The organism is Mesorhizobium sp. B2-5-7, assembly GCF_006440875.1.
Classification (GTDB): domain Bacteria; phylum Pseudomonadota; class Alphaproteobacteria; order Rhizobiales; family Rhizobiaceae; genus Mesorhizobium; species Mesorhizobium australicum.
Genome location: NZ_VFUO01000005.1, coordinates 508,488 through 529,000, shown reverse-complemented (window position 1 = coordinate 529,000; position 20,513 = coordinate 508,488). Strand labels below are relative to the sequence as shown.

The window sequence follows — 20,513 nt, the reverse complement described above, 5'->3', positions numbered from 1 at the left end:
CCGGACCGAGCATGCTGACATGACCCATCGCCTCAGACTCTTGTTTCGTATCCCGCTGCTTCTGCTTCTGATGCTCCTTGGCTCGGCCGGCGCTCGCGCGGCGGTCGAACAGACCGCGTCGCCGCAACCACGCAACCGGCTGGCGATCGTCATTGGCAATTCGAACTATCAAAGCACCCGGCTTGAGCATCTCCCCAATGCAACAAACGATGCCATAAGGCTTTCAGGGAGCTTGAAGCGGCTGAATTTTGAAGTCCTGACTGGGACCGATCTTTCGACCCAAGGTTTTGCCAAACTCCTGCAAGACGCTGAAGCGCGGTTACCGAGCGCCAGTGCCGTTTTGATTTTCTATGCCGGTCACGGCGTCCAACTGAATGGCGAAAACTACCTGCTCTCGGTTGATTCGCCCGATCCTGAAAGCCTGGAAAAACTGACGGGCAGCGCCATCAAGCTAAATGATGTGATCGCGCGGTTCGCGCGACGCGACCGCCAGACGTTCATATTCCTGGACGCCTGCCGCAACAATCCGCTCGGTTCCGGCAGCGGCGCGAGCAATGGTCTGGCGCAAGTTGAAGTCGGTGAAAATACATTCGTTGCCTTTGCCACTCAGCCTGGAAATGTCACGGCAGATGGCGGCGGCGAAAACAGCCCGTTCACCACCGCACTGCTGAAGAATGTCGAGATCCCCGGGCTCAGCATTTCGGACATGATGATCCGCGTGCGCAACGAAACTGAGGCGCTGACGGTCGGCCGTCAAGTGCCTTGGGATCAATCGAACCTGCGCGAGCAGTTCTATTTCACCGAGCAACAGGTGCTCGATCCGGGACAGTTGAGCGCAAGCCTTTCACGCATCCTGGCAGATCCCACAGCAAAGAAGAGGTTGCAGGTCGAACTTGCCTCAAATGACCTGCAAACAGCCGTGGTCATCGTTGGACAGACGTTGCGGTCGGTCGAGATTCCCGCACCGTCGTCCAGTTTGGCGCAGCCTGTTGGCACTCACGTTGCCAATTTGTCGCCCGCTGAAGGGGTTGAAGACGCTCGCCAAAGTGTCGTCTCCGGCCTCGAAACGCTTATAATCGGCGCGTCCGCGGGCGTGGGGGACAAGGACAAGACGGCCGATCTTGCACGCAACGTTCAGACGGAACTTCGTCGCCTGGGCTGCTACCGGATGCAGGTTGATGGGGATTGGGGCACGGGCTCAACTCGTGCTCTCACTGACTACTACAAAAACACCAAGCAGGTCGCAGCAACGACTGAGCCGAGCGTCGGACTGCTCGGCGATCTCTTTCTGCGCTCAGGCAGAATCTGCAAGCAACCGGTCATCGTCAAGGCCAAGCCGGCTAAAGTGGCGTCGGATGCCGCCCCGTCGCGCAACACCCCCAGGGGGATGACTGCAAAAGGCTCGCCAGCCGCGCCGAGACGTCCCGCGGCTCCCCCACCCGACATCTCAGGGGGCATAGGCATTGGCGGTGTATTCTAGGTGCGGCCGCCTTTGTCCCCGCTTGAAGCCCTTGGGGTAGAATTACGCGAAGCGACGCCGAGGCTTGAACCCACACCGGTTGGGCGAAGCGCGTCTACCCAGGTTCTGGCGCAAAGCAAGCTGGCTATAAACGCTTTCGTCGCTGTACACCCTGGAGCAAGGTCGAAGGGCGGTGTTGGCAACGTGAACGGTTCGCTGCAGTAATCGACGAGGTTTATGCCGCGACCGGCCTGCGGTCACTTAATTCACCCGGCATCGATGCAGCAGGTTATATCCCAACAGCAGCCACAATCTTTTGCGTTTCGCCTTCCGATAATGTCTCGGTGCTCCTGAGTACGGAGGGGCACTCGCGCGTCGAGAGTGCGTGACCTTCAGCAAAACGAAGACGCCGCGACGCATTGCTCGATACAGCTCTGACGGCGCCGCAATCGAAGAAACTTGCCCCCTGATGAAGATGTGGCCGATCGACAGCAAGGTGGGTTCACCGCGCAACAACACGCCCGACATCATCGACGAGATCGGTCGCGGGCCTACTGATCTGTTTGACGTATAGGTTCCGGGCTTTGCAGGCCGCTGCCACGACACACAGGGCATCTGATCGTAGACCCTTTGCACCCAGCTCGGTGCACGCCTTGTGGGCAACAAGTGCCGTTTGAGCTCAGCCACTTTGTGCATTGAAAAACCTTGCCGGCGCCGAGACATTGCCGACACCCGAACTTCCTAAATCCTGCCAAGCACCACCTGCCCACCTACCTGAGACGGCAAGAACGTCAGGGGCATAAATTAGTTTCACTGGAGCTAATCCACGTCCGAGATTTTGCCGTTCGTGAGGTGCGTCTCGATCTTGCTGAGTGCCTTCCGAATGACGTCGACCGCCTGTTGGTTGATGGCGAAATCGAAATTGCCTTCCGCCGTCTCGAAAATCAGGACGCCGATCTTCGTTTCGTCATCCCCCAGCATGCCCATGCCAATTCCTGTGGGCATATACGGCGGTCTGTCTGCCATGACCTTCTCCTTTACAGGTATTTTTCTCCGTTGCCTCGCTGCTCGAACAGAACCAGTGAGGTTCTTGCCGCAAGCGGGCAAAGCCAAAGCCGGTGTGCTTAGTGCATCCTTGTGCTCGCACATGTGCCCTAGCACTCTGGCGCGCTCGCGCGGCGACGGCATCATGCCGTCAGGAAGCCTGATTGGTTCGTCGCTCATCTGCGGAAAGATTCCATGAGACCGCTTGACGCGCAAGAAATTTGTTCCTTTTCTGTTCTCATGGCGCACGATCCGATCGACAATCTGGGAAAGGGGACGCGGCACAATATGCTTGTGAAGGTGGAATGCAGCTGCGGCAATGTCCGTTACTGCAGGCCAATATGGGGCCGTGAGGAGAGGGGTCGATCGCCTTGGTCCTTTCCTCGATGCGACTCTGCACTTTGCCGGGGGCCGATGGCGCTACGTTCTCTTCCTGGTTCCCGTTGCGTTCCCATTTTGGTCTTACCCAACGTAATTAGGTCGGCTCAGACGCTACTGGATATTGCGAAGCCTGTTTGGTGGGAAGGGTACTCCGGGGCAGGCAAGGCGCGCTGGTTTGACGCAGCGCCCGTCGATGTCGTCGTCGCAAATAGAACGATCCTGGCGATAGCGAGGACGCGCCGTCGCAGTCGCACCTTTGGCAGGCGCGCGATACTCTGCATCCTCGTTTCGGGGTAGGGCAGGATCGGGAACCTGCCGGTCTAGGCAATGCCAGGATGCTTTGGCGGCGGCTTGTTGCTCCTTCAATAGACAACCGCTTGAACCCCGGGAGCTACTGCTACTGCGACCTGCAACGCTTTGAGCTTAGTTGAACGATGGGGCCTGTTGACCGGGCAGAACACCAGGCAACCTCGTTAGGCGACATCCGACATGGTCTGCCGATGAGCGGCTTTACGACAAGTCCCAGCGCCCCTCGGACGCACGATCGCCTCATAGGAACCTTTAAGAAAACTGGCCGTTATTGGCGGTCCACCAGACCACAAAGGGGACCCCTTGGACCAGGATGACGCGGCACCGACACCGACTGGCGTACCTGGCTTGGACTATGTCCTGCGCGGGGGATATGCCAGATACAGATCGCATCTAATTGAGGGACGTCCAGGCTCAGGCAAGACGACGCTCGGCCTTCAGTTCTTGGTCGAAGGCGTCGCGGCAGGCGAAACCTGTCTCTACATCACCCTTTCTGAGAGCAAACGTGAGTTGCTTGCGGTCGCAACTCGTCACGGCTGGCCCCTCGACGGCATCGTAATCCTTGAACTTGTGCCTCCGGAATTGAGCCTCGATCCATCACAGTTGCAGACGCTGGTGCATTCTTCCGACCTGGAACTCGGCGAAACCGTTCGGTCCGCGCTCGCGGAGATAGAAACGCTGAAGCCTGATAGAGTTGTCTTCGACTCGCTTTCGGAGATTCGCCTTCTTTCACAAGGTTCTTTGCGATATAGGCGGCAGGTTTTGGCCTTGAAAAGCTTTTTCTTGCTCAACAACGCGACGGTCCTGCTTCTCGACGATCTCACCGCTGAGCATGACGATTTCAATCTGCATTCCATTAGCCACGGCGTGATCCGCATGGAGCAGCTATCGCCAATCTATGGCAGTGAACGCCGCCGTCTGCGGGTCATCAAGATGCGCGGTGTTGAGATCCGAGGTGGGTTCCATGATTTTGTCATCCGCCCCGGCGGAGTGACTGTGTTTCCGCGGCTTGTCGCGGCCGAACACGAAGAAGGATTGCACGGTCCACCAGCCACCAGCGATAGTTCGGTCGACGCGCTCATCGGAGGCGGGCTCGACAGGGGTACCAGCACACTGTTGATTGGCCCCTCTGGTGTTGGGAAATCCACAATCGCCGTCCTATGGCCATGCTGCGTTGTTGCGGGGTGAGCGCGTGCTGGTGCTTCTATTCGACGAAACCAAGCGCATCTTTCTGACGCGTGCTGCCGGTGTTGGATTGGATCTGCAGAAGTTTGTTGACCAAGGGGCACTTCTCCTTGAACAGATTGATCCAGCCGATTTGTCGCCGGGCGAACTGTCCACCCTGATTCAAAAGGCCGTCAAATTGTCAGACGTGCGCATTGTTGTCATCGACAGCCTCACCGGATACTTGAATGCCCTTGCGGAACAACAGTATCTTGTGCTGCAAATGCATGAAATTTTTACTTACCTCAATCAAAAAGGCGTTGTGACCATTCTGCTGCTTGCCAATCACGGGCTCATTGGCAACATGTCCGTGCCGATTGACGTCACCTACCTCTGCGATGCGGTTATGCTGCTTAGGTTCTTTGAGAGCGGCGGTCGGCTCCGACGCGCGATCTCTGTTGTCAAGAAACGGGTCGGGCCGCATGAGGACACCATCCGGGAATTCAGGATCGGTAGCCAGGGTCTTTCTGTGGGGGAGCCACTGGCGCAGTTCCGCGGGATTTTGACGGGCGTCCCACTTTTCGAGGGAAATTCCTCGGAACTTCTGGAAGATAAGGACCGGGCATGAACGCCCGTGAGGGAGACGTGCTAATCCTTGCTCCGCTCGGGCGAGATGCCAAGATAGCGGCTTCCATTCTCGCCCAAAGCGGGATCTCTACCCAAATCTGCAAAACCCTTGATGACGTGGTGGCGACACTCGAGACTGCCAGATGTCTCGTCGTCACCGAGGAAGCTTTGCTTAACGCTGATCGTACTGCGTTGGCAGCCTGGCTCGACATGCAGCCGGCTTGGTCGGACTATCCGGTCATATTGCTGGTGATGCGGGAGACGGAGTTCGACAAGCGGCTAAATTTTCTCGACCGGCACTTGATCGTCCTTGAGCGGCCGTTCCTGGCCTCGAGCTTGGTCAACTCGGTCCGCTCGGCATTACGCGCCCGCAGCCGCCAGTTAGAAGTCAAGTCCTACATCGAACAGAAGCAAGAAGTGGCTGACCGCCAGAAACTATTGATCCGCGAACTGCGTCACAGGGTCAAGAACACTCTTGCCAACGTTCGCGCCATGATGAGCGCCACAGCGAGAACGAGCGGGCGGGTCGAAGACTTTGTTCGCGACTTTTCGGCACGACTTGTCTCCCTCGCGGACACACACTCCATTCTGACTGACTACTACTGGCAGACCGCGTCTTTGCGCCAGCTTCTTGAGGGAGAACTTCGCCATTACGACACGAGCGGCTCTTCCCGGGTCGTGCTTGAGGGGCTCGATGTAGCGCTGGTCGCTGACATTGCCATTCCTGTCGGCATGGCATTTCACGAGCTCGCCTCCAATTCCTCCAAGTACGGAGCTTTGTCGCGGCCTAAAGGGCGGCTGGAGGTAAGTTGGTCGATAGAACGGGTCGGCGATCACCGGGTCGTTGCATTGCATCGGCGAGAAAAGGATGGACCTGCAGTACTGGAGCCAAAGCGAAAGGGCCCTTTGGCACGGTACTGCTGGAAAAAGTTGTCGCCGTACAGTGCCAAGCGAAGATCAATTTGGTCTACGACCCCGATGGGTTGCAGTTCGACATGGAGCTTCCGGTGCGAGATACCCGGCTCGTCCCTGCTTACTCATAGGGACGACGCGACTACCTCAATTCTCTCGTCGGGCTGAGATAGGGATCGAGCTCGGACAAGCGATGCGCAGGTCTCGCCAGCTTCGCTCTCGCCAACTCCGTCAAGATCGCGCTCGCGGGCCACGCAATTTGCGATGCAGCTTTTCGACGGCGGGCTGTACCGCGGCAATGATGCTGCCGGTTTGGCTCGATCCGCCGGCAGCGAGGGGAGAATCTGGCAAGAAGGGTGTCACCATGGTCGAACCAGACCTTGTCGGTCGACAGGCGAGCGCTCGGCATGCTGGATCTGCACCGCCGCCCAGCCCCAGCCCATTTCGGCTCCCGCTGCCTCGATGAGAGCGTAGCCGTCGGCTGAGACGCGGGGGGCACTGTCGTGAGAAAGCGGAGGACGCGACAGTCCGCAGTCGCCACGCCGATCAGCCATTTGCCGTTGCACTGCGAGTGAGGCTCTTGTGCCAGAACCATCCCGGTCGGCGGCAACCTCGCGTTCGAGCGCGAGCAGCGCCTGCTCGACCTCATGGAGACGCGAGGGCCGACTGTTCTCAGGCATGCCCTCATTGGTCGCCTGGTCGATCAGGTACTCCGTCAAGGCCCAGTTCATCAGGATCGAGCGCTTCGCCTCCAGCGGCAGCGTCAGATCGCGGGCCAGCTCCATAGGCGATGTCCAGCCATCCGATCCGGAGGGATCGTTGCGATTAGCCGCACTATCGAGGGCGCGCCCGTAGCTTTCCTGAAGGACGGCAAGTCCGAGCCGATCGAGCACAGCATCCGAGGAAGCGCGCGTCGAACTCCCGGCCTGTGCAGGCATCTCATCGAGCCGCAGGCAACAGCCTTTGCCGACCAGCCCCGTCGGCGTCTGGAGGACATAGGTCAGCCCCTGCCGCTCGGCGTAGCGGATGGCCGATTCCAATGTCGGAAAGCCAAGCTCGACCTGGGCCAGCGCGTCATGGCCGCTCGTATAGCCCATCAGCGGCTCGATGGACGGCGCAGTGCGGCGCTCGAAAACGAGGCGCCAGCCCTTCGAGCGTGCCTTGCCCGACGTGGCCACCGCGCGCGACGGCCTGTAGATGCGCGCGACAGCGTCGTCCGGGAAGAGCGAGCACCCCATCGAAAGGTGCTTGTGCAGGTTGTCGTTCGACGGCCACCCCTGCGGGTTTGTCATTCTGGTTACTCTGTCGACCTGTCTCGTCGTCTCCATTGTTCATCCCTCCCTGTCTGGCGAAGGATGCTGCCGGCGGCGGCCAGCTGGCCCGCCGCCGGCGCGTGCCATGCGTTAGCTCTTGATGGCGATGCGCTTGACCTGCGACTGCGCCCTCTCGCTCTTGGGCAAGGTCACGGTCAGCACACCATTGCTGAAGCGGGCGTCGACCTTGTCGTCCTTGACCTCGTAGCCGAGTGGGATGCGCCGCTAGAAGTGGCCATAGAAACGCTCGGAGAACTGCCGGTCCTTGTCCTCCGTTTCGGAGTGTTTTTCGCCCTTCAACGTCAGCACACCGTCGTCGAGCAGGACTTCGATGTCCTTCTCTTCGAGGCCAGGCATCTCGGCTGTCACCTTGATCTCCGTCTCATTGTCGGAAATCTCGACGCTCGGCCAACCGCCGCTGAAGGCGGAAGGAGTGTTGAAAGAGGGAAGGTTCGAGCCGAACCCGCGAAGGACGTCGTCGAACAGCCGGTTCCCCTCGCGGTGCAGCGACAGGAACGGGTCGCGCTCGCTATCGCGGAACACAGTTGGAGCCTGATGGCCGTTGCCGCGGTTCCAGGGGGTCAGATCACGGACATTCATTGTTCTTCTCCTTCTGTTCGTTTGTTTCCTCCGGCGCCGGGGAGTGCCCGACACCGTGCCCAATTTGCGCTGTTGGTGCGGCTTTAGGCAGCCTGCTTCTCGGCCTCGATCTGCTTCGTCTCGGCCTTGGGCAGCGCCGCGCCGGCCGCAATCTCGACCTTGCGCGGCTTCATTTCCTCGGGTATCTCGCGCTTGAGATCGATCGACAGCAGGCCATTGACAAGGCTTGCTCCTATGACCTTCACATGGTCGGCCAACTCGAACCGGCGCTGGAAAGAACGCTGAGCCAGACCGCGATGCAGATACTGGCCGTTGTCCTCGCCAGCCTTTTGGCCGGACACCATGAGCATGTTCTGCTCCTGGGTGATGGTCAGATCGTCCTGCGAGAAACCGGCCACCGCCATGGTGATGCGGTAGTCGTCCTCGCCAGTTTTGGCTGTGTCATAGGGAGGCCAGTTGTCGATAGTTGCGACGCGGCTCGCAGCCTCCAGCGCGTTCAGCATTCGGTCGAAGCCGATGCTCGACCGGAACAGGGGAGAAAAGTCGAGAGTGGTTCTCATAGCCACATCCTCCTTTGAGCAATATGGATACAAGGTTCTTCTGCCACCGGATGCTGTCCGGCCGGCACACCGGCCCCGATGGCGCCGGCGGTCATGATTTAGTTCACTGGATTGGCTGTTCAAGAGGCCGGCGTCTTACTACGCAGCCTTTAACTTGAAGGACTGGATTAATGTCTTGGCACGTCTTCACCAGCCGGACCTCAGCCACTGATATAAGATCGGACCCCCTTGGCGACCCCCCAACGGGAAGAGATCAGCACCGCTGCGATGAGCAGACCAGAACGCGCCCGCTACCGTACTCAAGCCGCGACGGTTGACCGAGAGGAGGAGAAGCGATCGCTAGGCAAAGGCCCAATGTCTCTGGAGATCGAGCCGCGCGGTGAGCTTTACCTTCCAGATCACATGCAGGCCCTCCGCTCTGCGATGTGGTGGGATGACACTTCCCAGCGCGTAGGCGGTCAGACCAAGAATGTCTGCACCGCGCCTCATCGTGGTGGCTTTTGGTTGCCCTGAAGTGACATCTCCGGCACACCCTGGAGGTCTGGTTGCACGGGCCAGCGAGCGGTCGCCCGCACTGAGCGCCTTCAGGATCGCGTTGCGCCTTTTTTGACATCCGGCGGATAGCTAGACGGAGTCAAGGCGCAACTTTTCTCGTGCGATCTGCCAAGCGGATTCGACATGCCGCCGCGCAGCGGCCTCGGCCTGATCCGACTGGCGCGATCGGATGGCATCCATGATCTCGGTCATCTCGGCGATCGCCGGCTCGCGACGGTTGGCGGAAAGAATGGTCATCGAACGCAGCTGGTTGATGCGGACATTCAGGCCAGTCACGATCTCCCAGGCGACTCGCTTGTCCGCCGCTTCGAAAAGCACCTCATAGAATCTCGTCGTCGCCCGCATCACCTCGGCCGGCTTGCCGATCGCCCACGTTTCGAAGAGGTTGGCCAGGGCGCGGTCGAGCAAGACCAATTGCTCGTCAGTAGCTGATAGTGCGCACGCACGTGCCGCGATCCCTTCGAGCAGCGCTCGCAATTCATAGATTTCATCGGTACGGCCAAGATCCGGCTTGGCTACGGCCGGCCCATGCCCCGGTATCATCTGCACCAGGCCTTCTGCTTCCAGTTGGCGCAGTACCTCGCGCACGACCGAACGGCTGACGCCAAGCTGATCGCACAGCGGTCGTTCAATCAACCTTTGGCCGGGCTGGAAATGAAAATCCATGATCGCCTCGCGCATGCGCGCCAGCGCCAGCGTTCTCAAGGTCTTGGCGGTGCGGTCAATCCGAAGCGAGTTTTCTGTCATATCTGCCTCCATGCGATGCCACGAAAACAGATTCGATGGCCAATTGACAAGTTTCCCGGTAGTCCATAGCATGGTATACCATAAGACCAAATGAGGGTGATGCCTGCTCGGGCGGTCATCCGACCGAGGATTTCATGCAGCCGGCCATTCGAAAAATCGTCACGTACAGTGAGAACACGCTGATCGAAGGAGGCAAGGACGCACCCCGGCCGTTGCGTCTGATTGGCGTCGCGGCGGTGCTCACCAATCCGTGGGCCGGACGCGCTTTCACCGAAGATCTGTCTCCCGAGATCCGTGCCTGTGCGCCCGTGCTGGGAGAGTTGCTGACCCGCGAGATCATCGCGGTCGCCGGTTCGGGCGAGGCGATCGAGGGCTACGGCAAGGCCGCCCTCTGCGGCACGGCGGGCGAGATCGAGCACGCATCGGCGCTGATCCACACACTGCATTTCGGCAACCACTATCGCCGCGCGGTCGCCGCCAAGACCTATCTCGCCTTTACCAATCTGCGCGGCGGCCCGAACACGCCGATCATGATCCCGCTCATGGACAAGAATGACGAGGGCCGGCGCTCGCACTACCTAACCGTTCATTTCCAGATCGGCGACGCGCCAGCGCCGGACGAACTGGTGGTGGCGCTTGGCGCCTCGATTGGCGGCCGGCCGCACCATCGTATCGGCGACCGGTACCAGGATCTGAAGGATCTGGGCGACCTGCATGGCTGACGCACCCGCATCGGCATGGGCACGACAGGATATGGCGCCTGATGGGACGGGCTTCCTTCGAGCCGGCTCGGGCGCGCCGGTGCTTTTCATCCACGGCGTTGGCATGAATGCCGCGATCTGGCAGCCACAGATCGAACGGATGGCCGGCAATTGGGATGTGATCGCCATGGACATGCTCGGCCATGGACAGTCGCCGCTGCCGCCGCCAAGTCCGGAACTGGCCGATTATGCCGATCAGGCCATTCGGCTGCTCGATCATCTGGGCCTCGGCAAAGTGTCGGTCGTCGGTCATTCGATGGGCGCGCTCGTCGCCCAGGAACTCGCTTTGCGGGCACCCCAGCGCGTGCGCAGCATCGTCTCGCTCAATGCCGTCTTCCGGCGCCCGCCCGAGTTGGCCGCGGCCGTCCGTCAGCGCGCGGCCGCTCTCACCGGCCGGGGCGGTGCTGCTGGCACGGCACTGACCATCGCCCGCTGGTTCGGAGATCCGGTGCCGTCCGAACTCAAGGCGGCGACTGACAAGGCGGCGTCCGCGCTCAGCGCGGTCGACCCCGAAGGCTACGCCCGCACCTATCGGCTGTTCGCCCGCGCCGACAACGACCACGCGGAGCGCCTAGAAACGCTCGCCGTGCCGGCCCTGTTCATGACCGGGTCGCAGGACCGGAACTCATCGCCGGCGATGTCGGCCGCCATGGCACGGCTGGCGCCGCGTGGCCGCTGTACCGTGCTCCCAGGCGAACGGCACATGATGGCCGTGGCGGCACCCGACCTGACCACGCGCCATATCGTCGACTTCCTCGGGGAGAGCGGTACAGCCGAGCGGGACGGTGCCGCGGAGGCGATACCTGGTTTCGACAGCGGCGAGTTCCGCCGAGCGCTCGGCTGCTTCCTAACCGGCGTCACCGTCGTCACCACGATCGGACCCGAAGGTGAGCCGCGCGGCTTCACCGCCAACTCCTTCACCTCGGTGTCGCTCGATCCGCCGCTGGTACTTGTCTGCATCGCTCACAGGGCCTTGGGCCATCCCGTCTTCACCACCTCGAGGAGCTTCGCAATCAACGTGCTCAGCGAGGATCAGAAGACAGCCTCCGGCATTTTCGCATCGAAAGCGGCCGACAAATTCGCCTCCGTGGCCTGGCGGCCGGGACGCACCGGCAGTCCGCTGCTGGACGGCTCCGTTGCGTCCTTCGACTGCGACGTCGAGCGGCTGGTCGACGCCGGCGACCATTCGATCCTAATCGGCCGCGTCCGCGATTTCGAGCACAATTCCTCGCAGCCTCTCGGCTATTGCCGCGGCGCCTACATCGCGCCTGGCCTCAGCCAGGAGGCGCTCGCCGCCACCCAGCCCGGCACCGATGTCGGTGCCATCCTTGAAAATGGCGGCAGGGTCCTGTTCCTGGAAACAGCGGACGGCTTCGAACTGCCGCGCGGCCGGGGACTGGGCTCGGTCAGCGATCGCAAAAGCCTCAGGGGGCTGCTTGCCGCCAAGGCCATCGAGGCCCAGCTCGGCTTCCTCTTCGCCGTCTGGGACGACGCCGTCAATTCGTCGCTCACGCATGTCTATTATCGCGGCACGTTTGATGTGCCAGCCGCCAGCGATCGTGGCATCCGGCTGGTCGATCTCAAGGCGATTGAAGGCTTGAAGATCCTCGATCCGGCGGTCCGCTCGATGCTTGCCCGCTATGTCAGGGAATGCACGCAGGACGCCTTCGGCGTCTATGTCGGCAATGAAATGGAAGGCGAAGTCCGACCCCTGGGCAAAGCGTCTATGCCGACTGCGTCCGACACAGGTGACCACAAATGAAGTTCTCGCTCTTCGTGCATATGGAACGGTCGGATCTGGCCAAGCCGCATTCGGAGCTGGTGAGCGAACTTCAGGAACTGGTCCTCCAGGCCGAGCATGCAGGCTTCGAGACCGCGTGGATCGGCGAGCATCACGGCATGGAATTCACCATCTCGCCGAACCCGTTCATCAACATCGCTTATCTGGCGGCCAAGACGAACCGCATCCGTCTCGGCACGGGCACGATCGTTGCGCCGTTCTGGCATCCAATCAAGCTTGCCGGCGAAGCGGCCATGGCCGACGTCATCAGCGGCGGCCGGCTCGACATCGGCATCGCGCGCGGCGCCTACAGCTACGAATACCAGCGCCTTTTCCCGGGGCTCGACGCCTGGGGCGCCGGGCAGCGCATGCGCGAGATGGTGCCGGCGATCCGTGGCCTATGGGACGGAGACTTCGAACTCTCCGGCGAATTCTGGTCGTTCCCGCCGACCACCTCCTCGCCCAAGCCGCTGCAGAAACCCTATCCGCCGATCTGGGTGGCGGCGCGCGACCCGAACTCGCATGATTTTGCGGTTGCCAACAACTGCAAGGTCCAGGTCACGCCCCTGGCCTCGGGCGACGAGGAAGTGGCGACCCTGATGCAACGCTTCACCAGCGCCTGCGACGCGCACCCCGACGTCCCTCGGCCGGAAATCATGCTTTTGATGCACACTTTCGTCGCCATGGACGCGGCCGATGCCGATCGCCTCGCCCGGGACCTGTCGACCTTCTACTGCCAGTTCGGCGCCTGGTTCCAGAACAAGAAGCCGGTGCATCAAGGCGTGCTGGAGCCGCTGACGGCGGATGAGATCGCCGCAATGCCGCAATACGCGCCCGACAAGATCCGGCAGAATCTGGTGATCGGCGAAGCCGACGAAGTCATTGCACGGCTGAAGGCATACGAGGCACTCGGCTACGACCAGTATTCGATCTGGATCGACAGCGGGCTCTCGCACGAACGCAAGAAGAAATCGCTGCAACTGTTCATCGACCGGGTGATGCCGGCCTTCCTCTGATAGCGAGCCCATGACCGACGCTCTTTTCAGGAACTTCATCGCCGGCCGCTTCGACGAGCCGTCCGCCACTTTCGACAGCATCGATCCGTCGACGGGCGTGCCTTGGGCCAGGATGCCGGCGGCGAGCGAAGCCGATGTCGACCGTGCCGTCGAGGCGGCGCACCGGGCACTGCGTTCGGGCCCATGGATGGTGATGAACGCCACCGCGCGAGGCAAACTGCTGGTCAAGCTTGGCGACCTCGTCGCTGCCAGTGCCGGGCGTCTTGCCGAACTCGAGACGCGCGACACCGGCAAGATCATTCGTGAGACCCGTGCTCAGATCGCCTATGTCGGCGACTACTACCGCTATTATGGCGGGCTCGCCGACAAGCATGAAGGCGCGCATGTGCCGATCGACAAGGCTGACCTCGACGTCACCATCCGCCGCGAGCCGATTGGCGTTGTTGCCGCCGTTGTGCCGTGGAATTCGCAGCTCTTCCTCTCCGCAGTCAAGCTTGGCCCAGCGCTGGCCGCCGGCTGCACGGTCGTGCTCAAGGCCTCCGAGGACGGCCCGGCGCCGTTGCTCGCCTTCGCCGAACTTGTTCAGCAAGCCGGGTTTCCCGAAGGCACCGTCAACATTCTCACCGGCTTTGGTCACGATTGTGGCCGCCGCCTGACCAGCCATCCGCTGGTCTCGCGCGTCGCCTTTACCGGCGGCCCGTCCACGGCCCGTGCGATCGTCAGGAACACGGCGGAAAATCTCGCCTATACGACGCTCGAGCTCGGCGGCAAGAGCCCGGTCGTGGTCTTCGCCGATGCTGATCTCGACAGCGCCGCCAACGCAGTGGTGGCGGGCATTTTTGCCGCGACCGGCCAAAGCTGCGTCGCAGGCTCGCGACTGCTGGTCGAAGGCTCGGCGAAGGACGAGTTCCTCGCCCGGCTGAAGCGCAAGGCCGAGGCGATCAGGATCGGGGATCCGCAGGACCCGGCCACCGAAATGGGCCCTCTGGCCACGCAACGCCAGCGCGACTGGATCGAGAAGACCGTCGCGGAAAGCCTCGCAAAGGGCGGCAAGCTGATCACCGGCGGCGCAAGCCTCAGTGGCCCCGGCTTCTATTATATGCCGACCATCGTCGACGCCGGCAGCGCCGACCTGCCTTGCGTGCGCCAGGAATTGTTCGGGCCGGTGCTCAGTGTGCAGGCCTTCGACACAGAGGCACAAGCGCTGGCTCTCGCCAACGGCACACCCTTCGGCCTGGCTTCCGGCGTGTTCACCAGCAATCTCGGCAAGGCGCACCGCATGGCGCGCGACATCCATGCCGGCGTGGTCTGGGTCAACACCTATCGCGCCGTGTCGCCGCTGGTTCCCTTCGGCGGCTACGGCCATTCCGGGCTAGGCCGTGAGGGCGGACTCGATGCCATCAGAGACTACACGCGCTCCAAATCCGTCTGGATCAAGACGTCGGACGAACCAATCCCCGATCCTTTCGTCATGCGCTGAGGCGCGAGGACAAAGGTGCACTGAGAAAAACAAGACCAGACCAACAGAGGAGAACCAAATGAGACTGATCCTGACCGGCCTTCTGGCCGGACTGCTCGCGGCCACCGCCGCCAAGGCCGATGAGATGGCGTTCACCAGTTGGGGTGGCACCACGCAGGAAGCACAGACCAAATCCTGGGCGGCGCCGTTCGAAGCCAGCTCCGGCATCAAGGTCCTCCAGGACGGGCCGACCGACTACGGCAAGCTCAAGGCCATGGTCGACGCTGGCAATGTCACCTGGGATGTCGTCGACGTGGAGATGGACTTCGCCATCAAGGCGGCCAAGGATGGCCTGCTGGAGCCTATCGACTATGCGATCGTGCCCAAAGCCGATCTCGACCCCCGCTTCAGCAATGAGCATGCCGTCGGCAGCTTCTACTATTCCTTCGTGCTCGCCTGGAACAAGGGCGCCGTCTCCGGCGAACCGGCGAGTTGGGCCGACATGTTCGACACCAAAAAGTTCCCCGGCAAACGAACCTTCTACAAATGGTCGGCGCCGGGGGTCATCGAGATCGCGCTGCTCGCAGACGGCGTGCCGGCGGACAAGCTCTATCCGCTCGACCTTGACCGCGCCTTCAAGAAGCTCGACACCATCAAGTCGGATATTGTCTGGTGGAGCGGTGGCGCCGAATCGCAGCAGCTGATCGCCTCCGGCGAGGCCGCCTTCGGCCAGCTCTGGAATGGCCGCGTCTTCGCATTGCAGCAGGACGGAACGGACGTCGGCGTGTCGTGGAACCAGAACCTCACCGCCGCCGACGTTCTCGTCGTACCGAAAGGGGCGAAGAACAAGGATAGCGCAATGAAGTTCCTTGCCGCCGCCACCAGCCCGACCGGCCAGGCGAAATTCGCCGAGGCGAGCGGCTATGCGCCCATCAACACCAAGGCCAAGGCCGGGATGCCGGTCGAAGCGGTCAAGGCCTTGCCCGACACTCATGTCGACGGCCAGATCAACTTGGACATGAACTACTGGGCCGAGCATCGCGACGAGATCGCCACGCGCTGGTACGCCTGGCAGACCAAGTAGCGCCACAGACCCGGCGGGGCGCGGAACCTTGCCCCGTTCGGATAATGGAACCGGCCGATGCACGGAAATTCCCTTAAACGCGGCCCCATAGCCGGTCTGCCGGCCAGCAGCGGCGGCGCCCTGCCGGCCCTGGTCCTGGTTGGCTTGTTCTTCGTCGTGCCGGTCGTCGCTCTTTTGCTGCGCAGCATCACCGATCCCGCGCCGGGTCTGCAGAACTACGCCACGCTGTTCGGCAGCGGCACCTATGTGCGGGTGTTCCTGAACACCTTCCTGGTCGCCGCCGTCGTCACCGCCGTCACAATCGCTGTGGCATTTCCGGTCGCCTGGATGCTGGCGATCATGCCGCCGGCCCTCGGCTCGCTCGTCTTCGGCATCATCATCCTGTCTATGTGGACCAACCTGCTAACCCGCACCTATGCCTGGATGGTGCTGCTGCAGCGCACCGGCGTCATCAATCGCGCGCTGATGGATCTCGGCATCATCGATCAGCCATTGCCGCTCATCAACAATCTCACCGGTGTCACCATCGGCATGGTCTACATCATGCTGCCCTTCATGATCCTGCCGCTGGTCGGTACGCTGCGCGCCATCGACCCGATGACGCTGCGCGCCGCCGCGCTTTGCGGGGCAACCCCGTTCCAGGCATTCTGGCGTATCCTGTTGCCGCTGTCGCTTCCCGGCATCGCCGCTGGCGGGCTGATGGTCTTCGTCATGTCGCTTGGCTACTTCGTGACGCCTGCCCTGCTCGGCGGCACGTCCAACATGATGCTCGCCGAGATGATCGCCCAGACGGTGCAATCGCTGCTCAACTGGGGGCTCGGCAGTGCGGCCGCCTTCGTGCTGCTCGTCGTCACCATGGCGCTCTACGCGCTCCAGCTTCGCTTGGTCGGCGCCAAGCGCCCCAGCGGAGGGATCTGACATGCTGCTCGACTATGACAGGCTCGGATGGCTGCGCGTGGCGCTTGCCGGCTTCACTGCGCTGGTTGCGGCTTTCCTGCTGCTACCGGTGATCTTCATCGTGCTCTTGTCGTTCGGCTCCTCGCGCTGGCTTGCCTTTCCGCCGCCCGGCTGGACGCTGAAATGGTACGAGCAGCTGCTCGCCGACCCCACCTGGATCGATGCCGCGCTGACCAGCGCGAAAATCGCCACCATGGCCGCCATCCTCGCCGTCGTCATCGGCCTGTTCGCGTCATTCGCCTTGGTCCGCGGAGAATTCCGCGGGCGGCAATTCCTGCGCGGGCTACTGCTGACGCCGATGGTACTGCCCGTGGTGGTCTTCGCCGTCGCCATCTACGCCTTCTTCCTGCGCATTGGGCTGGCCGGCACCACGTTCGGCTTCGTCATCGCGCACACCGTCCTGGCACTGCCCTTTGCTATCATTCCGATCGTCGCCGCGCTGGAGGGTTTCGACAAGTCGATCGAAGATGCAGCCATCGTCTGCGGCGCCAGCCCGCTGCAGGCGCGGCTGCGGATCACCTTGCCCTCGATTCGGATCGGCATCTTCTCGGCGGCGATCTTTTCCTTCCTCGCCTCGTGGGACGAGGTCGTGGTGGCGATCTTCATGGCGAGCCCGACCTTGCAGACCTTGCCGGTGAAGATCTGGGGCAGTTTGCGCGCCGACCTCAGCCCAGTCGTCGCCGCCGCCTCCAGCCTGCTCGTCGGCCTGACCTTATGCCTGATGATCGCGACCGCACTCCTGCGCAGGAATTTATCGAGATGAGCCGGCCATTCCTGTCCATACGAGCAGTGCGAAAGACGTTCGGCGCTTTCGTCGCCGTCCACGATGTCAGCATCGATGTGCCCAAGGGCGAATTCCTGACCTTCCTTGGGCCGTCCGGCTCCGGCAAGTCGACGACGCTCTACGCGATCGCCGGTTTTCAGGACCCGACCTCCGGCGATGTTGTGCTGGAGGACAAGTCGCTGCTTTCAGTGCCGTCGCACAAGCGCAACATCGGGATGGTTTTCCAGCGCTACACGCTGTTTCCGCATCTGAGCGTCGCCGAGAACGTCGCCTTTCCGCTGCGTGTGCGCGGCCGCCCCGACGCCGAAGTGAAAAAGAAGGTGGCCGATATGCTGGCGCTCGTGCGGCTGGAGAATTTCCCCGGCCGCTTTCCCGGCGCACTCTCGGGCGGCCAGCAGCAGCGCGTGGCGCTGGCCCGCGCGCTCGCCTATGATCCGCCGATTCTCTTGATGGACGAGCCGCTATCGGCGCTCGACAAAAAGCTGCGCCAGGAAATCCAGGCCGAGATCCGCCGAATCCACCGTGAGACCGGCGTCACCATTCTCTATGTCACCCACGATCAGGAGGAAGCGCTCCATCTGTCGGACCGCATCGCCCTGTTCAGGGAAGGGCGCATCGAACAGATCGGCACGGGTGAGGACCTTTACCTGAGGCCAGCCAGCGAATTCGTCGCTGGTTTTATCGGCAACTCGAATTTCCTGCCCGCCGAGCATCTGGACAGCGCCAATGGCGCGTCGACCGTGCGCTTGGCCGACGGTTCAGTCGTGAGCGGGGTCAAGACAACACAGGCGTTCGATCGCGGCCAGAAGGCGCGGCTGATGGTGCGCCCCGAAGCGTTCCGGCTCACCCCTGGACCGGCGACCGCCGCGCTCGCGGTGGAATTCATCGATACCGCCTTCTTCGGCGACCGCAGGCGCGTCGTGGCGCGGACCGTCGGCGGACAGGAACTCGACGTCAGGCCGACGTCAGACGCGACGGAGCCACACGGCCTCGACTCGGGCCGCCAGATCTTTTTCGATCCCGCCGCAGCCTTCCTCTTTCCAGCCTGAAGGCTTGCATCAGTCGGATCAAGTCCATCCCCGACGGTCGCAGAAAGACTGTGTCCGCAAATGGTTGCCCGTCTGCTTCCAGCCCTTTGCCGACATGACTGGTTTGCGCCCCCTGCATGTCCTCAAAGTAGCGCGGTCGTTCGCCAAAGCTTGGCTGCCGGACGGCAGGAGCAGTGCGCAACGGCTACGCAGATGAAGGCAGTTCCTCCGAGTCGGGGCCGAGCAGTCGCGGCCACCGCATTCAGCCCACGGTTACCGTCTACGTTCGGGACGCCGTTAACCGAAGGTACCTTGGACCGAGGGCGGTGCGCATCGGAGCGCGATTGGTTTGAGGCCCAGACGCTTATGGATTCAAAGTGGGCCTTGGAGGGGCTAGGCATAGCGATTGCCGGGACGTTCGGAGCCGTCGGCAGGGCGCGGTGACAGCAATCACGAGACCCATCACCCATCGCGACTGGCAATTCTATGGCTAACAAACCCAATCTAAGGCAGTTACACATAAATTTGAAATCGACGCGCTTGCTTGGTATCAAACCGACATTTAACGCATCGCGGATCGGCTTTAGAAAGAGGTTCTTACAATCTTAGCTATTGGGAGGTAGCTATGATCGAAAGCCGTACAGACATCGCACGGGCGATGATCGACGCGACCTTTATTTCGCGCCACCGCTCCATAAACGACATCGCCTCAATCCGACGTGATCTGGACCAGTCCCGGCGGGCAGTTGCTGCATCCCGCGCGCTTCTTAAGCGGTTGCGCCAGCGCAAGATAGACGAGGCGAACAGAAACGTTGAGCAACACCCGGTGTCCGCGTTCGATGCCGACATTCTCCGCAGCGTCTTTCAGAAGTTGGTCTTGGAAACGAAGGCACAGGAGGGTCAGTGGCGCGACCTCGCCCAGACCCTTGTCTACGAGTTTACCGGCTGTAAGCGGCTTCAATCCGGCTTGATAGACTGGATGGTCAGAAAATGATCCCTGGCATCACTGAGTTTGCAATCTCTACCTTGATTCGCCAGAAACTGACGCGGGATGTCTTTTTTAATGAAAGACCGATTTCGGCGGACCTATAGAAATCGACGTTGCCGTTGGTTTCCTGGGAGGCTGTGATGGATAGCATGGTCGTGATGCTGAACGGCGAGGTTCTGCCTTGCATTGAAGTGTTCGAGGCCTGCGGTGAAGGACGCCTGCATAAATGCCGATGCTGACATTGGTGTCCCCAGCCTCGACCTTTTGCAGGGTCGAGCGGGAAGTGAAGGCGCGCTCTGCGACGACAGCCATTGGCAGCCGTCGACGCCGACGGGCATCGTGGATGTCTGCACCAAGCTTGCGCAGGAAGCGCCTCACAGCGTTGGGAGGGTTATGTGGTGTAGGCATTTGAAGCCTTCGCAGATTGGCGAGATATGTAGCACGAAGCTTACAATTTTTTTTCTAGCCCTCGCGCGATAGCCATCCCATTAAGGGGGGCGAACCAGGCACCTGACGGTATAATTCCGAGAGTCTGAATCGTGGCCGGCGTTGTCTAGCGTAGAGACGGCGGTGCGGGCTGAAGTGACTTTCGGGGTGTCGCCGCCGCCTGCCTGCCGATAGATGGCGAAACCACGACTGTCGCGATCTGGCGGAAAAAGCCAATGATTTCAGATACCGGTGCTTTTGACGGCCTATGTGACGGTATGCGGAAATCGAGAAAATATTTTGGTCGGTAAATTCAGATCCTTAACGTTGCGACTGATCTTCGAGTGGGCATGGCAGTCCTTTCGCATGCCCAGGCACGGATGCAGGCTTGCCTGATTGGGACAAATCGCGGCGGGGATCTGGCGCGAGACCGACGACGTCGGGGAGGCGCCACCACCTCGCGACGCAACCCGGTCCGGACACAGCCGCGTATCACGATCGGCGGATCGTGCTAGGGGCGGTACGATTGGGCGGGCTGGCTTGATCCCTCAGTTGTCCG

General features: G+C 61.5%; 16 protein-coding genes and 3 pseudogenes. 13 read left to right on the top strand and 6 right to left on the bottom strand.

Annotation, left to right across the window (positions count from 1 at the left end; genetic code table 11):
• The first annotated feature begins 19 nt into the window (after window positions 1-19).
• Window positions 20-1,480, top strand: a complete 1,461-nt coding sequence (locus tag FJ543_RS23630; protein WP_140877580.1) for a caspase family protein — start codon at window positions 20-22, stop codon at window positions 1,478-1,480.
• A gap of 364 nt (window positions 1,481-1,844) precedes the next feature.
• Complete coding sequence (locus FJ543_RS31985; RefSeq protein ID WP_246678863.1) at window positions 1,845-2,033, top strand: hypothetical protein; 189 nt, start codon at window positions 1,845-1,847, stop codon at window positions 2,031-2,033.
• A gap of 245 nt (window positions 2,034-2,278) precedes the next feature.
• Here the strand turns inward: FJ543_RS31985 and FJ543_RS31980 are convergent, their stop codons facing one another.
• Window positions 2,279-2,683 carry a hypothetical protein gene (locus tag FJ543_RS31980; protein ID WP_246678862.1) on the bottom strand — a complete coding sequence of 135 codons (405 nt, stop codon included), beginning with the start codon at window positions 2,681-2,683 and terminating at the stop codon, window positions 2,279-2,281.
• 813 nt (window positions 2,684-3,496) lie between these two features.
• On the opposite strand from FJ543_RS31980, the pseudogene FJ543_RS23605 reads away from it, so the two are divergent.
• Together FJ543_RS23605 and FJ543_RS23600 are read left to right on the top strand one after the other, a co-directional pair.
• Window positions 3,497-4,985 (top strand): annotated as a pseudogene (locus tag FJ543_RS23605) (ATPase domain-containing protein).
• A complete protein-coding gene (locus tag FJ543_RS23600) occupies window positions 4,982-6,064 on the top strand; it encodes a sensor histidine kinase (RefSeq protein WP_348643273.1) in 1,083 nt (360 codons plus the stop codon). The pseudogene FJ543_RS23605 and the gene FJ543_RS23600 overlap by 4 nt, the downstream one beginning before the upstream one ends.
• A gap of 191 nt (window positions 6,065-6,255) precedes the next feature.
• Here FJ543_RS23600 and FJ543_RS23595 read toward each other — a convergent pair whose 3' ends face one another.
• The 4 genes and pseudogenes from FJ543_RS23595 to FJ543_RS23580 form a co-directional block, all read right to left on the bottom strand.
• Window positions 6,256-7,224: an NADH dehydrogenase ubiquinone Fe-S protein 4 gene (locus FJ543_RS23595; protein WP_348643272.1), complete on the bottom strand. Its 969-nt coding sequence runs from the start codon at window positions 7,222-7,224 to the stop codon at window positions 6,256-6,258.
• 75 nt (window positions 7,225-7,299) lie between these two features.
• Window positions 7,300-7,809, bottom strand: a pseudogene (locus FJ543_RS23590) (Hsp20/alpha crystallin family protein).
• An 83-nt stretch (window positions 7,810-7,892) separates the two neighbouring features.
• A complete protein-coding gene (locus tag FJ543_RS23585) occupies window positions 7,893-8,369 on the bottom strand; it encodes an Hsp20 family protein (protein ID WP_140877576.1) in 477 nt (158 codons plus the stop codon).
• Window positions 8,370-8,993: 624 nt separating this feature from the next.
• Window positions 8,994-9,671, bottom strand: a complete 678-nt coding sequence (locus FJ543_RS23580; RefSeq protein WP_140877738.1) for a GntR family transcriptional regulator — start codon at window positions 9,669-9,671, stop codon at window positions 8,994-8,996.
• A gap of 134 nt (window positions 9,672-9,805) precedes the next feature.
• Between FJ543_RS23580 and FJ543_RS23575 the strand changes: the two genes are divergently transcribed.
• From FJ543_RS23575 to FJ543_RS23535, 9 genes are all read left to right on the top strand, one after another.
• A complete protein-coding gene (locus tag FJ543_RS23575) occupies window positions 9,806-10,393 on the top strand; it encodes an amino acid synthesis family protein (RefSeq protein ID WP_140877575.1) in 588 nt (195 codons plus the stop codon).
• Window positions 10,386-12,194: an alpha/beta fold hydrolase gene (locus FJ543_RS23570; RefSeq protein ID WP_140877573.1), complete on the top strand. Its 1,809-nt coding sequence runs from the start codon at window positions 10,386-10,388 to the stop codon at window positions 12,192-12,194. Before FJ543_RS23575 ends, FJ543_RS23570 begins: the two co-directional genes overlap by 8 nt.
• On the top strand, window positions 12,191-13,228 hold the full coding sequence (locus FJ543_RS23565; RefSeq protein WP_140877571.1) for an LLM class flavin-dependent oxidoreductase: 1,038 nt from the start codon (window positions 12,191-12,193) through the stop codon (window positions 13,226-13,228). Before FJ543_RS23570 ends, FJ543_RS23565 begins: the two co-directional genes overlap by 4 nt.
• A 10-nt stretch (window positions 13,229-13,238) precedes the next feature.
• On the top strand, window positions 13,239-14,708 hold the full coding sequence (locus tag FJ543_RS23560) for an aldehyde dehydrogenase (protein ID WP_140877570.1): 1,470 nt from the start codon (window positions 13,239-13,241) through the stop codon (window positions 14,706-14,708).
• Between the two features lie 58 nt (window positions 14,709-14,766).
• The gene (locus FJ543_RS23555; RefSeq protein WP_140877568.1) at window positions 14,767-15,771 is read left to right on the top strand and encodes an ABC transporter substrate-binding protein; all 1,005 of its coding nucleotides are present in this window, start codon (window positions 14,767-14,769) and stop codon (window positions 15,769-15,771) included.
• 57 nt (window positions 15,772-15,828) lie between these two features.
• Window positions 15,829-16,689, top strand: a complete 861-nt coding sequence (locus FJ543_RS23550) for an ABC transporter permease (RefSeq protein WP_140877566.1) — start codon at window positions 15,829-15,831, stop codon at window positions 16,687-16,689.
• A 1-nt stretch (window position 16,690) separates the two neighbouring features.
• Complete coding sequence (locus FJ543_RS23545; RefSeq protein ID WP_140877564.1) at window positions 16,691-17,491, top strand: ABC transporter permease; 801 nt, start codon at window positions 16,691-16,693, stop codon at window positions 17,489-17,491.
• Complete coding sequence (locus FJ543_RS23540; protein WP_140877563.1) at window positions 17,488-18,561, top strand: ABC transporter ATP-binding protein; 1,074 nt, start codon at window positions 17,488-17,490, stop codon at window positions 18,559-18,561. The genes FJ543_RS23545 and FJ543_RS23540 overlap by 4 nt, the downstream gene beginning before the upstream one ends.
• A 604-nt stretch (window positions 18,562-19,165) precedes the next feature.
• The gene (locus FJ543_RS23535; RefSeq protein ID WP_140877561.1) at window positions 19,166-19,534 is read left to right on the top strand and encodes a hypothetical protein; all 369 of its coding nucleotides are present in this window, start codon (window positions 19,166-19,168) and stop codon (window positions 19,532-19,534) included.
• A 204-nt stretch (window positions 19,535-19,738) separates the two neighbouring features.
• On the opposite strand, the pseudogene FJ543_RS23530 reads toward FJ543_RS23535, so the two are convergent.
• Window positions 19,739-19,936: pseudogene (locus tag FJ543_RS23530) on the bottom strand (helix-turn-helix transcriptional regulator); the annotation flags it as partial.
• Window positions 19,937-20,513: the final 577 nt, after the last annotated feature.